Annotated in this window: 10 protein-coding genes; 3 read left to right on the forward strand and 7 right to left on the reverse strand. The window is 35.1% G+C overall.

Annotation, left to right across the window (positions count from 1 at the left end; genetic code table 11):
- Nucleotides 1-20: 20 nt before the first annotated feature.
- Entirely contained in the window at nt 21-659 is a 639-nt protein-coding gene (gene spoIIR, locus PBV87_RS17290; protein WP_271013118.1) for a stage II sporulation protein R, read from the reverse strand.
- 144 nt (nt 660-803) lie between these two features.
- Here spoIIR and PBV87_RS17295 point away from each other — a divergent pair, with 144 nt between their 5' ends.
- Nucleotides 804-1,307 (forward strand): putative ABC transporter permease, encoded by a 504-nt coding sequence (locus PBV87_RS17295; RefSeq protein ID WP_271013119.1) that lies wholly within the window; start codon nt 804-806, stop codon nt 1,305-1,307.
- Here PBV87_RS17295 and PBV87_RS17300 read toward each other — a convergent pair.
- Complete coding sequence (locus tag PBV87_RS17300) at nt 1,253-2,521, reverse strand: glycosyltransferase (protein WP_271013120.1); 1,269 nt, start codon at nt 2,519-2,521, stop codon at nt 1,253-1,255. The two genes, PBV87_RS17295 and PBV87_RS17300, sit on opposite strands and share 55 nt — an antisense overlap.
- Before the next feature lie 176 nt (nt 2,522-2,697).
- On the opposite strand from PBV87_RS17300, the gene PBV87_RS17305 reads away from it, so the two are divergent.
- The gene (locus PBV87_RS17305; RefSeq protein ID WP_271013121.1) at nt 2,698-4,878 is read left to right on the forward strand and encodes a methyl-accepting chemotaxis protein; all 2,181 of its coding nucleotides are present in this window, start codon (nt 2,698-2,700) and stop codon (nt 4,876-4,878) included.
- A 547-nt stretch (nt 4,879-5,425) separates the two neighbouring features.
- Here PBV87_RS17305 and PBV87_RS17310 read toward each other — a convergent pair.
- The 4 genes from PBV87_RS17310 to PBV87_RS17325 are packed head-to-tail and all read right to left on the reverse strand — an operon-like array spanning nt 5,426 to nt 9,609.
- Nucleotides 5,426-6,619 carry a Ger(x)C family spore germination protein gene (locus PBV87_RS17310; protein ID WP_271013122.1) on the reverse strand — a complete coding sequence of 398 codons (1,194 nt, stop codon included), beginning with the start codon at nt 6,617-6,619 and terminating at the stop codon, nt 5,426-5,428.
- Nucleotides 6,612-7,715, reverse strand: coding sequence for a GerAB/ArcD/ProY family transporter (locus PBV87_RS17315; protein WP_271013123.1), 1,104 nt, complete (start codon nt 7,713-7,715; stop codon nt 6,612-6,614). Before PBV87_RS17315 ends, PBV87_RS17310 begins: the two co-directional genes overlap by 8 nt.
- A 2-nt stretch (nt 7,716-7,717) precedes the next feature.
- Entirely contained in the window at nt 7,718-9,370 is a 1,653-nt protein-coding gene (locus PBV87_RS17320; RefSeq protein ID WP_271013124.1) for a spore germination protein, read from the reverse strand.
- A 41-nt stretch (nt 9,371-9,411) separates the two neighbouring features.
- Complete coding sequence (locus PBV87_RS17325) at nt 9,412-9,609, reverse strand: CLC_0170 family protein (RefSeq protein ID WP_053982944.1); 198 nt, start codon at nt 9,607-9,609, stop codon at nt 9,412-9,414.
- A gap of 153 nt (nt 9,610-9,762) precedes the next feature.
- On the opposite strand from PBV87_RS17325, the gene PBV87_RS17330 reads away from it, so the two are divergent.
- Nucleotides 9,763-11,652 carry a beta-N-acetylhexosaminidase gene (locus tag PBV87_RS17330; protein ID WP_271013125.1) on the forward strand — a complete coding sequence of 630 codons (1,890 nt, stop codon included), beginning with the start codon at nt 9,763-9,765 and terminating at the stop codon, nt 11,650-11,652.
- 90 nt (nt 11,653-11,742) lie between these two features.
- Here PBV87_RS17330 and PBV87_RS17335 read toward each other — a convergent pair whose 3' ends face one another.
- Nucleotides 11,743-15,705, reverse strand: a complete 3,963-nt coding sequence (locus PBV87_RS17335) for a glycoside hydrolase family 2 TIM barrel-domain containing protein (protein ID WP_271013126.1) — start codon at nt 15,703-15,705, stop codon at nt 11,743-11,745.
- Nucleotides 15,706-15,882 lie beyond the last annotated feature (177 nt).

Consider the following 15,882-nt stretch of genomic DNA (forward strand, 5'->3'; position numbering starts at 1 on the left):
AGGTCGTTTGATAACGACCTTTATTTATTAAACCATTCTACGATTTTAAATCTTACATCATAAGGTTTGTCCGCTTGAAATGCTACAATCTCATATTGTTCATCTGTTAAGTTTTCTTTAAGTTCTTCCTTACCTTCTAATGGTACAACGCCTGTCGCTGCATCTACGTAGCATAATGGTGGGAACATAACACACCACCAATTTTGTCCTGCACCTTCTCCTATTACAATGCGGCATGCTTCGTAGTTACCTGCTGGAAAAATAATATCTCCATAGGTTTTTGTTGGGAAGTCCTCATGTTTAAGTTCTACATAAACGCTGTAGTCCTTACCCCAGTTTGCAATCACTTGTTCAGCTACTTGTGTAATCTCTTCTAAATGTGTATTGATGCGTTTACGTGTCTCATCAATACTTGGAGAATCTTTAAGAATAGGTTCCATATAAAGAAGGACTGCATCTCTTACGTTTTCCTTAAGTAACTGATCTTCTTTGGTATCACTATTTGCAAGTACGTGGAAGCGAATAACGCTCTCACTAAGTCCTTGCGACATGGTCGTTGCATACTCCGACATAGAGAGTAGTGCAAATACTCCTACAAAACATAAAACACTTGATATGTAAATAACTTCTAACCAATATTTATTAACCCATTTTGTCATGGCCTTATCCTCCTCAAATCTATCTATGAGGAGTATTGCCTTCTAAACTTATTTTATACACCTATCAAAAATAATTAATGCATATTTTTCCCTTTTTTAGTAGATATTAAAATTATCTATTTTATGGGAAAAGGGGTATTCATGATGTGGAGTTATTTATTGTTCAATTTCTTACTATACTCTTTTTTAGGTTATGTGATTGAACAGTTTTATGCCTTATTTACACGTAAGCACTTCAAAAGCGAAGGCTTCTTATACGGACCTTTTAAACCAATGTATGGCTTTGCTATGACCCTATTAGTGTTTTTTAAAGATGTACTTGGTTCTAACTTTTTTATTATGCTTGTACTAGCTTTGATTGTACCTACTGCAGTAGAGTATATGAGCGGTTTTTTAATCAAATCTTTCTGGGGGATCTTGTACTGGGATTACTCCAATGTGCGCCCCAACTTTCAAGGTCTCATTTGCCTGCCTTTCTCTATTGCATGGATGAGCTTATGCCTTGTAGGTGTGTATGCGCTACAACCTCTTATTAATACTTTCTTTATCTCTACCTTCCTGCTCTGGCAGCTCTTGTCATGGGCTATTATAATTTATTTTATTACTGATTTCTTTTTTACACTAAGACGTCTGGCAGTTGTATCTTGAGCTGCCAGCTCTTTTTTATTTTCTTCTTTATCTATTTTTCTATTAATAATCTGTATAAATCGGCGCTGAGTTTCTTTGCTTACTTCTTTTTTAGTCGTTTCTTCTTTATTACTTTCTTTCTTCTTAACTTCTTTTTTAGTTATTTCTCTTTTGGACGTTTCTTTTTTAATTACTTCCCTTTTAATTATTTCCTTTTTATTAATGCCCTTTTTACTGTTACGCTTGTTAACTACTTTCTTTTCACTGATTTCTTCTTGCTTACCAGAGGCTTCACTACCTCTAATAGGGCGTATGCGTTCTAAACTTACTTTAAACTTTTCATCTGCACAGATTTCTTTGACTTTAATCATCTTGTTACGCATATCTTCTTTATTTTTAGCCTGTACTTCATTATAGATAGCACTAAAGGCCATACCTACATAACGCATGTCTAGGCGATTTCTCATTCTCTCCTCTAGACCTGCTTCTATAATGTATTGTTCTAAGAGTTCATGCACTCTCATTTGATCTTCCCACATATTCTTTTTATAGCTGTGTAAAATAGATGTTGGATTTTGTACATAATGATAAAGGTGATCTGGTACAATGCAAAGCTTATCTGCCTTCAGCAATGCTCTAATATTGAACACTAAGTCTTCCATAATATTGACCCCTGGCTCAAAGTCTAGTCCATATTGATCCATAAAGCTTTTTTTATAGAGACCTCTCCAAACACATCCCATAACAAAGTTATAGTGTGGCATAATATCATCTGCTCCCACCATATTACTTATGATTACGTCTGTTATTTCTTCCTTATCTAAAAGATCCTTCTCAATTTTAAAATCCTTTGGCACACTATTGTTTTTTTCATCTTTATAATAATTACAAAAGCAGATTGGACAATCTGATTCTTTGATTTTATTTACCATTAACTCATACATATTAGGCTCTAGCCAATCATCTGGATCTACAAATCCTATATATTCACCTGTAGCTTTTGCTATTCCTGTATTTCTAGCTACGGATACACCTTGATTAATTTGATCAATAACAATAATTCTTTTATCTTTCTTTGCATAAGCTTCACATATTGCAAGGCTATTATCTCTAGAACCATCATTAATAAGTATAATTTCTATATCTTTTAGCGTCTGTGCTAAAAGGGAGTCCAAACATCTTGATAAATATTTTTGAACGTTATATATAGGAATAATAATACTTACCAAACTCATTTATTTCACTTCCTTTTATTAATCTCATAAATTAGATTATACCACTTTAATGTAGATTATATTAATTTTGCATCATTTAGTTACCTTTTCAATCATTTTTATACTTTTGTTGAATTATTTTTAAACAAGTAGTACAATTATTATATTATTTAATTATATTATTTAGGAGAGTTTTGATGAAAACTAAATTTAATATCAAACCAAATCTTTTTCAGTTTAGAAGAGAAAAGACTAATATTTTTTCCAAATTTAGCAAAAGTAATAAATCTAATAATTCAAAAACAAGCAATGTGTCTAAGCACTTCAGAAACATTTCTGTTAAATTCAAGCTGTCTCATCAGCTTATTGCTTTCTTTTTAATTTTAACCATTACACCTTGCTTAATCCTTATTAATCTTTCAAATTCAACAGTTATGCAATCTATGCAAAACTCACTCAGTATGTACTCACAAAAAATAGTTGATCAGCTTACGTATAATGTTAACTACTCTATTAACTCCGTTCAATTAAAAATGGGAAGCATTTTATCTAACACCAACTTTAGTACATATGCAAGTCAATATGATAACCTATCTGATGCTGACCGTACTTGGCTTGCTATTAATCTTAAACCTGAGATGAATAGCCTCTTAACAACTGATCAATACCTAGAAGGCCTGATGATCTTAGCAGGAGATGAAACACCTTATATTCATGATACAAGCAGTTTTCAAAAGTTACTCGTTGCTTCAAAGTACTTTACATCTTCAGACTTTAAAAACTCAGAACACTATAAAAAGATAGTCGACTCAAACAAAATCACTTGGTTTTGGGTGAATGAACCCGATTATAAAATATCTAATATTTTTATTGCAAAAACAGTCCCTGGACATACAGATAAGTCTGACCGTATAGCAATATTCAGCCTTGATACAACCTTCTATCAAGACCTTCTACGTGTGGCTAATATTGATGATGAAATTCCTTTTATGATTACAGATAATAACTTCAACATTATGCTTTCTAGTCAAGCTGAACTTATTGGTACATCTGTAGATGATAAAATCATTGATTCTGTAAATGATTTTATAGCACAGGAGAAATCTACTGGCTTAACTAATCATAATACTTTACTCAGCACTACCCAATGTTCAAACGGTTGGAACATTATCATTGATGCACCACTTAAACTTTTATTAAAAGATGTTTATGGCGGTTACATTAAAATTGGTGTCATTGTAGCAGTAATGCTTCTGATTGTAGTTGCACTTAGTATCTTAATTAGTAAAGAAATCACAAGAGCACTTAACCAAATTTCATCCTACATGGGACGTATTAAACAAGGAGATCTAAATTTAGAAGATGAAATTACTTCTAAGGTTAAATTGGGGAATCACGAAACAAAACTGTTATTAGATGGATTCTTAGATATGTTACACACTTTAAAAGCTATTATTTCTCAAGCTAAACATGTAACTACTAGAGTACAAGAAAACTCTAATATTCTAGAAACACTTTCAACAAGTACAGCATCTTCTGCTGCTCAAGTTCAAGATGCTATTGACAGTATTGCTATCGGTGCTAGTGAACAAGCTGCAAGTATTGAGCATTCTCTCACCTTTATGGATACACTCTCAACCAACATTGATGATGTCAATGAAATGCTTGTAACTGTTCAATCTGCTTCTCATGATACAATGACGATGAGCGCAGATACTAAAACACATCTTGATACACTTACTACTCAAACTCAAAATAGTCTTGGAATGAGTCAGCACATCTTTGATCAAGTTAAATCACTGGGTGAAGAAGCAAGCAATATTTATCAAATCATGACTTTAATCACAAATATTAATAAACAAACTCACTTACTTGCCCTTAATGCTTCAATTGAAGCTGCTCGTGCTGGAGAGGCTGGACGCGGCTTTGCTGTCGTAGCTGGAGAGATTCGTAACCTCTCTGAACAAACAAGTAATGCCATTAAAACTATTGAATCTACTGTTGCATGCATTATAGAGAAAAAAGAAATTGCTTTAACAGAAGTAACAAAAGCAATGAAAGTTTTCGATAACCAAATTCCTGTTGTTAATGAAACAGTTCAAACTTTCCTTAACATCCAAGATCAAATGCACAACGTAGACATGCAGATTCAAAAAGTAAATCACCTTCTTCAACAAGTTCAAGAAGATAAAAATTCTGTATATGGTAACTTAGAAGATATCTCAAAAGTTATCCAAAATTCTACAAGCGTAACTGAAGAAGTAAATGCAGAAAGTTCACAACAAACAAGTTATGCATATCAAATCAGTGACCGCTCTACAACACTTAATGAAACCATTAAAGAATTACAAGAGATGTATGATCACTTCAAACTTTAGTTTTTTGTAAGCAATCTTAATACCCTGGACATAGAAAGAGCACCTCATAAACTGAGGTGCTCTTTTGCCTTGAGAAGTAAATACTGTTTATATTGTGCGGAAAGGCTCCACTGTGTGTACAATCCTCTTTCACTTTTGCTCAAACAAGCTAAGAAGATCTACATTCGGTATTCATAGAAACACTCAAAACTGGCTATTCATGCACTCATCAACACCTTCTAAGCTTGTTCTCAAAAAAAGTTACAGGAAGGTCTGCCCTTTCTACCGGTGTGTTCTACACAGTGAAAACTTCATCTTAAAAGTAGAATAGGGCATAAGATATGCTGGTGACCTCACTGTAGCTTTTTTCAAGAGTGGTCTTAGAAGGTGTTAACGAATATGAAGGTAGGGGGTTGCGCGAGTGTTTGAGGCGTAGCCGAGTTTTCGCGCTTTCTACCTGAGTATGAGTTTACAGCTTCTTAGTCCATTTGAGCAAAAGCGAAAGAGAGGACACATGCATAGCGCTGCCCGGACCTTCTCTTTTACTATAAGTTTTCATGCCCTTTCTTTATTCAGAAATACCTGTACTTTGTATAGATACATCAACGCCTATACTAATAGGTAGATTCCTATAGCTTGTAGAAAGCCAAGTTGGTTGATACTTCATCCACATTTTAGGGTGCTGTCTATAGAAGGCTTCACCTATTCCTAAGAAGTCCATATTCATTTCTTTTGATTTGTTAATACCTACATTGATTTGTTTAATAATCTCATTTGCTATAGCTTGCTTAACTTCTTCTAATCCTTGGGGACTTATAAGTTTGGATTCTTCTTCACTAAGGTATTCTGAGATATTACCTTCTACTTCTATTTCTATTAAGCACCATGGGCCTGTTTGTGTTTCTCCAAATTTAAGCTTACTTTGCTGCCTTTTTACAGTATAGCTAAGCAGGCTACCCTCATCAGAGATCACAACAGGTGTATTTTTGATTTGCCCCTCTATATAAAGTTGACTTCGTACTTCTTCTTTAGTTAAATAACCTACTAATTCATAATCATGAATCACTGCTGCACCACTTATATCAATCTCTGTACTTTTACTTTCTGGGTCAGTGGTATCTATTTTTTCTGTATGGAATAGTGGCAAGGTTGATACACCTGTGTCATCCATTTCTCTAATGTAATTACCTACTAACTGTTTTTTGAAAAAGCTAGAAGCACGCTCGCCATTATTAAAGTAATCCATAATATATAACCCTAATATAGGTTGCTCTTCACTTTCTACCTTAGTAATTAGCTTAGCATCACCATTCACTGCGAGTAGAGGCACATTCCTTGCGATAAGCATATCACGAGATACAGAATCCATTGCACGCTTAAAGAGCTCAGGATCTTTAAGTAGTTCTTCTCCTAGCAAGAGTGCTTTGACATGACTAAAGCTTACTGAATTTTTATTTTTGGTTTCTAAATCATCAATACTTGCTCCTATTGTAGGTGCTTGAACCTCAACATTGGTTTCTACATTGGTTGCTAAAGTATTGGTTCCTGATAGCTTACCATAATCAGGAATAGCATAGTAGATGTCATAGATTGGTTGATCATCTATAAGCTTGGTCGTATCATACGCATAGTCCGTATTCTTATCTACTGCTAACTCTAAGATAATAGATCTATTATTTACTTCAGTACTATCCCAGCATCCTGTAAGGGTCAAACATGATAAGCCTATCAAAAGCATTAATTTTACAATCTTTTTAGGCATTACCTTCACCCCCCTTTTTCCTTAACTTAGCTATTACAATAAGTACAATGGGTACAACGAATAAGAAAAGAAGACCAAATTTCCCATTGAAATGTAATAAGTATCTATACGCTTCTGTTAAACTTCCTGGATACATACTAATCAAGAATACGATTGGTATAAGTGGTAGAATAGTAACATTTTGTCTATTAAAGTGAGCCAATCTACTAATGGTTAGGCTTGCTACATACATAGAGCCACAGATATACATATATACACTTAGGATCCACCAAGACATCATGAAAATTTCTTGATTTTCAAAGAATGAACCTGGTAGCTGTATACTTTCCATTAAAGTAAGCATTGGCCAAATTTGTTTCGTTGAAGTCACCATACCTACACCTGTAAAGGTTAAACCAATTAAAATAATTTCTAGTACACTTATGATACCTATTGACCAAAGCCCTATATGTTTAAGCTTATGAGGCTTACTTACAAGGTTACCTATAATCAGTAGAAATTCCAAAGGCATAAAAGTCATACTTACAAAGTAAGCACCTTTAATAAATCCATCTGGCCTAGCTGTCATAAAAGGCATAAGTTGCTTGTAATCTGTTTTGATGGCTACTACTGAAAGGACAAAGGCTAATGGAACAAACACAAAGTAAGCTACAATTTCTGCCATACGTCCACTTGCTTCTAATCCTGACTTAATTAAATAATGAACAGCAAAAAGTAAAATTAAAATAATGATTGGTAAAGGTGTCTTAGGTAATAACACCTGTGACACCATTTCTGCAAACATACGTACTTCTAACCCTGCTCCTATAAGCACTTTAATGACATATAATCCAATTAAAATCCACCCTAACCCTTTTGTAATCAGTTTAGGTGCGATTGTATCTAAGCCTTCACCTGGAAAACGTTCTAATAAAGATACAATACTCCATACATAGATTGCTCCAAAGGCAAAACCTAATATAGGGAGCAAATAACCATCATGCCCTGCCATTTTACCTGCTATACGTGGCAAAATCACCATAGACATATTAAACATCTGGAGGATGAATAAAATCTTCATTTGTCTTACAGATACATTAGCATTATGTGTATACATATTTATTCATCTCCTTCCCTTGGTTCACCTTGGATATCTGTAGCTGTTTGTGCACTATCAGGTCCTGGTGGTGTTTCTGTTACACTATCTGCATCACTTAAGCGAATACGTGTTTTTTGATGTTCTCTTGCATAACGTGGTCTACGATTTTGCAAGAAGATAGGGAAGCGAATAAGGGTATCCCTAAAGTCCCGATAATCATTTTGGTCACCTGCTGTATAGGGTGCTAAGAATGGTGTTCCAAAACTTTCTAATGAAGATAAATGGGCAAGCAATAAAATAAAGGCAATTAAATACCCATATAACCCAAATAAGGCACAAATAAATAAGAAAATATAGCGCAACAATCTATAAGCTGCTGTTAAACCATAATCTGGTATGGCAAAGGTTGCTACCGCTGTAATGGCTACAATAATAACAATCATCGGGCTTATAAGCTTAGCATCTACTGCAGCTTGCCCAATAACGATACCACCTACTACACCTAGAGCATGTCCTACTGGACCTGGAAGCCTAATACCAGCTTCCCGCAACAGCTCGAATGCCATCTCCATGACCAACATTTCCATCACACTTGCCAGGACAATCCCCTCCCGGGAGGCGGCTAAGGACACAGCAATGGATGTGGGCAGCATAGCTGGATGGAAGTTGATGGTTGCAATATATAAACCTGGCAATGAGAAAGATAAGAAGGATACAATGTATCTTAAAATTCTTGTAAAACTCATAATCTGCCAGCGTTGATAGTAGTCTTCAGATGCTTGATAGAAGGTATTGAGTGTCGTCGGTACAACAATAACAAACGGTGAGGTATCCACTACAATAGCAACTTTCCCCTCCATTAAGCTAGAAGCTACTTTATCTGGTCTTTCTGTTGATTGGGTTTGTGGGAAAGGACTCTTCCAACTATCTTCTATCAGTTGTTCAATATAGCCACTATCAAAGACACCATCTATTTTATATTTTTCAAGACGTGTTTTAACTTCTTCTACAAGCTCTGGTCTTACGATGTCTTCCATATACATAATAGCAATATCTGTACGGCTTCTTGTCCCTACAGAAGTCATCTCTACCTTTAACTTGGTATCACGAATACGACGTCTAATAAGAGCTGTATTAAAACGAATAGTTTCTACAAAACCATCTCTTGGTCCTCTTACAACAGCTTCTGTCTCCGGTGCACCTACTCCACGTACTGGCCAGCTACGGCAAGCAATAATAAGCCCTTTCTTTTCACCATCTATAAAAATGGCTGCATCACCAGAAAGGATTCCACTTACCATTTGATCCATGTTCTCGGCTTCTCTAATATCAAAAGTCGCAGAAAAATGATCCATAATAATCTGTGTCTTAGGACCTGTCATCGGAATGCGTTCACCATTTAAATTCTTGTAATCAATGATACGACTTAAGAAGAAATTTTCTAAGACATCACGATTAACCATCCCATCGATGTAAACACCATATATACGAATAGGTGTTAGCGTTCCTATATTCACTTCTCGCTTGACCACATCTGTACAATTTTTAAATAAATAAGTAATGTTATCTATATTCTTATCTAATGATTCTTCGAATGGAATGATGAGTTTATTGTCCTGATCATGAAAGGCATCTTCACGACTAGGTTCATTAACTTGCTTTACATTATCCACTTTAGGTCACCCTCTCTTGTCATTGGTCTCATTCTAGTTGTCTAATTTATTATTAAAAAAATCGCACTACATATGCCTAAAGCAATATAAATATAGCCTACTACTCTAGAAAATTGTGCTTCTCTTTCTAAGTGATTGACTTGCTTAAAGGTCTTATACCTCAAGAACGCCATGTTCAGCCCTACTCCTAGCATGACAAGCACAATATAGATGCTCATCATCTCTTGTAATTTAGCCATAGCACACCTCGCTGATTATTTTTTTCTTATACTCCATTGTTTGAAATAATTTTCAAAAATATACACTATACTCTCCAAAAAAAGTATATTAAAATACTTCTTATATACTGTTTTATTAAATGAATAACTCAGCTCATACTAAGGAGGAACACTATGAATTTTTCTGGGGAAGTACTAGATTTAGAATTTGGCTTAAATGAGATTAGAAATTACTTTAATCTTGCTTTAGAAGATAATATTAACGTTGTTCAATTAGATGAAAACGATGAAATATGCCTACGTATTATTCGTGGGGAAGAAAATAGCATTGCATACAAAAAGAAGCACCACTTCTTTAGGGGGTTAAGCCTTTATATGCAATTTGTAGAAGAAGGACAAGCTACTTTTACTTATGAAGAAAAAGCTTTTATTCCAGTATCAGGTGCAATGTTTGATGTCTCACGTAATAGTGTGTATAAAGTAGACAAGGTTAAACAACTCCTTGTTCATCTTGCTATGATGGGTCACTCAACATGTATGCTTTATAGCGAAGATACATATACCATTCCAGAGTATCCTTACTTTGGTTACATGCGTGGTCGTTATACACAAGAGGAAATCAAAGAATTAGATGAATATGCTTATAAATTAGGCATTGAACTTATTCCTTGTATCCAAGCACTTGCTCACCTTAAGCAAACACTTAAATGGAACTATGCCCTTAAATTCAGAGATACATCAGATGTACTCTTAGTGGGTGCACCAGAAACTTACGAGTTCTTAGATAATATGTTCAAATCCCTTCGTGCTACATTTAGAACAAACCGTATCCATATTGGTATGGACGAAGCTTGGGACTTAGGCCTTGGCCGCTCTATTGAAGTAAACGGCTACAAACATCATCAAGAACTTATGGCGATGCACCTTAAAGAGGTTTGTAAGCTACTGGATAAATACAACTTTGAACCAATGATGTGGGATGATATGTTTATGCGTGCTGCTACACCTTCTGGAGACCACTACGACTTAAACATTGAACTTGATCAAAGTGTTATTGAGAGCATTCCAGATAAAATGAGCCTTGTTTATTGGGATTACTACCACTTAGAAGAAGATTTCTACGATGCTTCTATTAACTTAAAGAAAAAATTCAATAAACCACTTATCTTTGCAGGTGGGGTATGGAAATGGGTAGGTTATGCACCAAACTATGAACGTACTTTCCTTACAACCAAGGCAGCACTTAACATTTGTAAGAAACAAGGCATTCAAGAAGTCCTTGCTACAATGTGGGGAGATGATGGGGATGAAGCACCTATCGATACATCCCTTTTAGGTCTTATCTTCTTTGCAGAACATAGCTACCTTCAAGATGTAGATGATGCTTGGATTGATAGACGTTGTAAATACTTAACTGGTCTTAGCTTAGAAGACCTTAGAAGTCCTGAAGAACTGAACTTAGTAGAAGGTGTAGACAGACCAAATGTTAACTCTTACAATCCTTCAAAGTATTTCTTATACCAAGACATCTTACTTGGTGCTTTTGATATCTATGCTGAGGATCTTGACCTTACAACATTCTACTCTAACTTAGCTGATAAATATGAGGCAATCTCATACAAAAGCTGTGCTTATAGATCCATGTTTAAAATGTATGCAGCCTTAAGTACTGTACTTGCTACTAAAGCAACCATTGGTGTTGAACTTCGTCAAGCTTACCTTGAAGAAGACCACGACACCCTTGCTATGCTTGCTGAAGAAGTCCTTCCTATGCTTATCAGTGATGTAGAAGACTTCATAGAAGCCTTACGTACTGTATGGTATACAGACTGCAAAGGCAACGGATTTGAAATTCTAGATGTACGTCTAAACGGTATTATTGGACGTGCCAAAACAGCTATCTACCGTGTAAATAGCTACTTAAATGGTGAGGTTGACCATATTGAAGAATTAGACGGCGATCGTCTTCCTTTCCACCTAGGCTGGCATACAGAAGAAGGTATGCTGAACCATGATCAATATGCTACTATGGCATCACAAAACGTAGTTTCACACGGATTATAAATAGATTTTATCTAATAACAAAAAAGGATATCAAGAACCCCTCTATGGTTTCTTGATATCCTTTTTATTTTCTAATTTTCCCTTTTACGCCTATTTAAATTCACCTAACTGCATTGTATAAGTATATGTGTATTCTTGATTTGCTGGGATTTGATATTGTTGAAGTGGTTTTGCTCCCCATGAATTGTCTCCACCTAATCCCATTTGTTTTTGATTAATACGTAGTGTCACTGTATCTGATTGAGGAAGCATATATGAATGTAAGTAGTTACTTAATTGTTCTGGAGTATACTCTAATGCATTGAACTCTATGATATCTTTTGCTTCTACCATAAGTCCGATTCCATCTTCATTGGTTAGAGCTACCCAACGTGTATCTGTACGATTGCCAGTCTCTTGTGGCTTAATGTAATCTACAAAGAAGTCTTCTACAGTACTTTCATAAATACCTATATTATAACCTGTCTTACGGTCGATGTAGTTTTCTTCTGGCCCTCTACCATACCATTTTACTTGATTGAATTCTTTTGGTAAAGTCATCATGTTCCCTACTTCTGGGATCATCGGTAATGTATCATTTCCTGGTTTTAATGTACTTGTTATTTCAACTTGACCTGTGCCGTACACTGTAATACTTTGTTCATATTGTGATTCTACGGTAGTTGGTAAGGTAGAACTTATATAGAAAGTTACCTTTTTATTATTTTCTGCTGTCTCTACAGTAATATTTTTCACTTTACGATCTTCACCTGCATAACGCCATGTTGCTAACTCAAGTGGTGAATAGTAGCCTAAATCACTATCTGTTGGTGCACGCCAGAAGTTTGGTTTTGGTCCTTGCGCAATAACCTTTGTGCCTTGATAAGACATTTCACTAATTGTTCCCTTTGTCTTATCAAATACAATTTCAAAGTCTTCTCCTGCAAGTATTGTTTTATCTGTAGTATCCTCTACTTTAAGTGATGACATATTTTTTTCTGCTACTTTTTTAGCCGGTACATCATAGGGTACCTTAAATTGTTCTGTTGCAATAACATGCCCTTTTTCTGTCCAAGAAGTATCTTCTTTTAATTCAAAAGATAGATTTAAGAAATACTCTCCACCTTCTTTTAGTACAGGCTTTTCAAATGGAATATGAATACTACCTTCACTTAATGGGCTTATATTGAGTTGTTCTTTAGCAATTTCACCTGTTTGAATAATGTATCCATTCTCAAGGAGTTCCCACTTAGCTACGTATTCATTTAAGTTGGTAAATAAGAACTTATTAGTTAACTTGATCTTTCCTTCTAGGATTGCTTCATCTTCCATCTTAATGCCTTGATATAACTTCTTCACCTCCATTAATTCTGGTTGCACTGTACGGTCTGCTGATACAAGTCCATTTGCACAGAAGTTTTTATTATTAGGATTACCCTCTGGGATGTCTTGCCAATCCCCACCAAAGCTAAAGTAAGTATCTTGATTATAAGCTTTCTTTGTTGTTTCTTCAAAATCTAGCCATACTACTGTATTTTTATCTGGTTGACGTTTTTCATCTTTGATTTCTTTTTGTGTAAGTGCTTTATTGTAAACACGCACTTCATCTATAGTACCTTCAAAATGCGCTGGTACATTTGGATTTTGTGCATCATATGTAATATCCGCACCAATTCCTACTGCATTACCACCACCTGCAATACCAACTATATCCATATTTGTAGCTACTGCCTCACCATCTAAATAGAGCGTTAGATTTGTGCCATCAAAAACACCTGCAACATGGTGCCACTCATTGGCCCAATTTTTTGGTGTCTCTATAAATGCTGAAACCTTTTTATAAACACCTTCATCTGAATTCCATTGCTGATTATAGATGTAAAACTCTAATAAGTCATGTGTCTTATTGCCATCATCATCAAAACCTACCGTTCTCTTCAGACCATAAGACTCTGTATTTTTCCATTCATCATTTCCTTTTGTAATAATAGGACTCGTTTGATCTACATCGTCTGGTTTCACCCAAGCTTCTAATGTAAATGGTTGTTGGTTTGTAAATGCCAATGCCTTGTCATTATAACAAATGCCATAGCCATCCATTCCTTTACCGTTCTTCCCATTGGTAAGTTCACCTTTTAAAGTAACAGATATCTCCATACCTTCATTAGTCAATACTTGATCTATTGGAGTATCTATTTGTATTGTTTGATCTACCCAATCCCAAATAAAACCACCTTGTAGAATTGGATAGGCATCATAAACATCCCAGTACTCCTTCAAGTTTCCTATACCATTCCCCATAGCATGTGCATACTCACATTGAAGGGCTGGCTTATTACCATACATTCCCCACCATACCAATGGATTTTTAATTTTATCGATTTCTTCTAAGTTATTTACGCGACGATACATTCTAGACCATACATCAATCTCTGGAATCTCACGATGTCCTTCATAATGGGTTAAACGAGTAGGATCTAACTCCTTACAAAGTTTACCTAAGATGCCCCATACATCACCATTGTAAGACTCATTCCCCAATGACCACATAATAATAGATGGGTGTATCTTGCTTCTTTCAATCGTTGCTTGCATACGATCTTTACAAGCCTCAATCCAACCTGGATCACTTTGTGGAATGTAATCATTCACACCATGAGACTCAATATTTGCTTCATCAATTACATAAAGGCCATAAATATCACAAAGCTCATACCATCTTGCTTGATTGGGATAATGAGAATTTCTTACAGCATTGATATTATACTGTTTCATAAGTTTAATATCTTCAATCATACTTTCTTCTGTAATACTTCTTCCACCTTCCGGTATTGTCTCATGGCGATTAACGCCATAGAACATGATAGGCTGCCCATTGATTGTAATTTGTGCTTGGTTGGTTCCATTATTGATTATTGAAATTTCTCTAAAACCAACATTACATCCTGCTGTTTCAATAACCTCTCCCTTTTCATCTTCTAATGCAAGGACTAATTGATAAAGATTAGGGTTTTCTGCTGACCATTTTACTGGATTATCAACCTTTATACCTTTAGCAACATGTGCTTCTTTACCATTAAATTCAATAGGTAATGTTTCTGTAAGTACAGTTTTTCCATTAACATCAAATAAGGTAGCTTGTACTTTATAACCCCTTGTCACTTCATCTATGTATTTACGGAAAGTTGCCTCTACATTAAGAGTAGCGTCTTCAAATTTTTCGTCTAAATCTGTAGTATAGTTAAAATCAAAAATAGAAGCTTCTTTATTTTTGCTATATAAGAATACATCTCTAAAAATACCACTTAAGCGAATAAAGTCTTGGTCTTCTAAATAACTCCCATCTGACCAACGGTATACTTGAACTGCAATCTGATTAGGTGTGCCATCTGTATTTAAGTATGGGGTAATATTAAATTCTGCTGCTGTATAACTATCCTCGCTATAACCTACATATTGTCCATTAATCCATAAATACATAGCTGATTCTACGCCTTGGAAAGAAACAAAGATTTCTTTTTCATCCCATTCTTTAGGCACTGTAAATTCACGCTTGTAAGAAGCTACTGGATTATAAAGTGTTGGTGCAACTCCAAGAGGTGGTATTTCTACACCTTCCCAAGGCAGCCTTGTGTCTGTATATTTAGGAGAGTCATATCCTTGTGTTTGCCAGTTTGATGGTACTTTGATTGTATCCCATCCATTTACATCATAATCTGTCTTAAAAAAGTCTTGGTTACGTTTATGAGGATTTTCTACTAGTTCAAACTTCCAATCTCCATTAAGGTATTTAGTCGAAGTAGAAGTTACTTTTTCCCTGACTCTGGCCTCCTCTACTGTATTAAATGAAAGGAAACTTGTATGTTCACCTTCTCTATTTACTTCATAAGTTGCTCGTTGGTCATACCACTCTTCACCTTTAAATACCTCACCTCTAATATCTGGTCCTACTGGTTTATCACTCCCTGTAATATTCCCTGAACCATCATTTGCCCCGTATACTACTGTTGACATGATCATACTTCCTGTTAATACAGCCCCTAAAATCTTCCTCGCTTTATTCCCCAGCTTCATTTTCTATCTCCCTTCGGTATTTAGTTTCTATTATTCTACCTGTTATTTTACATAATTTAAATTCATTATTTTATGATTTTTATAACTAATTTGTTAGATAAAAAATAATACCTCAAGAAGAAATACTTCTTAAGGTATTATTTTTTATTCAATAGGTTATTCTTTTTTACTATTTTT

This window comes from Holtiella tumoricola (genome assembly GCF_027857615.1).
Lineage (GTDB): Bacteria > Bacillota > Clostridia > Lachnospirales > Cellulosilyticaceae > Holtiella > Holtiella tumoricola.

Excerpts from the sequence above, each read along its gene's own strand:
- spoIIR (WP_271013118.1), bottom strand. The coding sequence starts at position 659 with ATGACAAAATGGGTTAATAAATATTGGTTAGAAGTTATTTACATATCA.
- PBV87_RS17295 (WP_271013119.1), top strand. The coding sequence starts at position 804 with ATGTGGAGTTATTTATTGTTCAATTTCTTACTATACTCTTTTTTAGGT.
- PBV87_RS17300 (WP_271013120.1), bottom strand. The coding sequence starts at position 2,521 with ATGAGTTTGGTAAGTATTATTATTCCTATATATAACGTTCAAAAATAT.
- PBV87_RS17305 (WP_271013121.1), top strand. The coding sequence starts at position 2,698 with ATGAAAACTAAATTTAATATCAAACCAAATCTTTTTCAGTTTAGAAGA.
- PBV87_RS17310 (WP_271013122.1), bottom strand. The coding sequence starts at position 6,619 with ATGCCTAAAAAGATTGTAAAATTAATGCTTTTGATAGGCTTATCATGT.
- PBV87_RS17315 (WP_271013123.1), bottom strand. The coding sequence starts at position 7,715 with ATGTATACACATAATGCTAATGTATCTGTAAGACAAATGAAGATTTTA.
- PBV87_RS17325 (WP_053982944.1), bottom strand. The coding sequence starts at position 9,609 with ATGGCTAAATTACAAGAGATGATGAGCATCTATATTGTGCTTGTCATG.
- PBV87_RS17330 (WP_271013125.1), top strand. The coding sequence starts at position 9,763 with ATGAATTTTTCTGGGGAAGTACTAGATTTAGAATTTGGCTTAAATGAG.
- PBV87_RS17335 (WP_271013126.1), bottom strand. The coding sequence starts at position 15,705 with ATGAAGCTGGGGAATAAAGCGAGGAAGATTTTAGGGGCTGTATTAACA.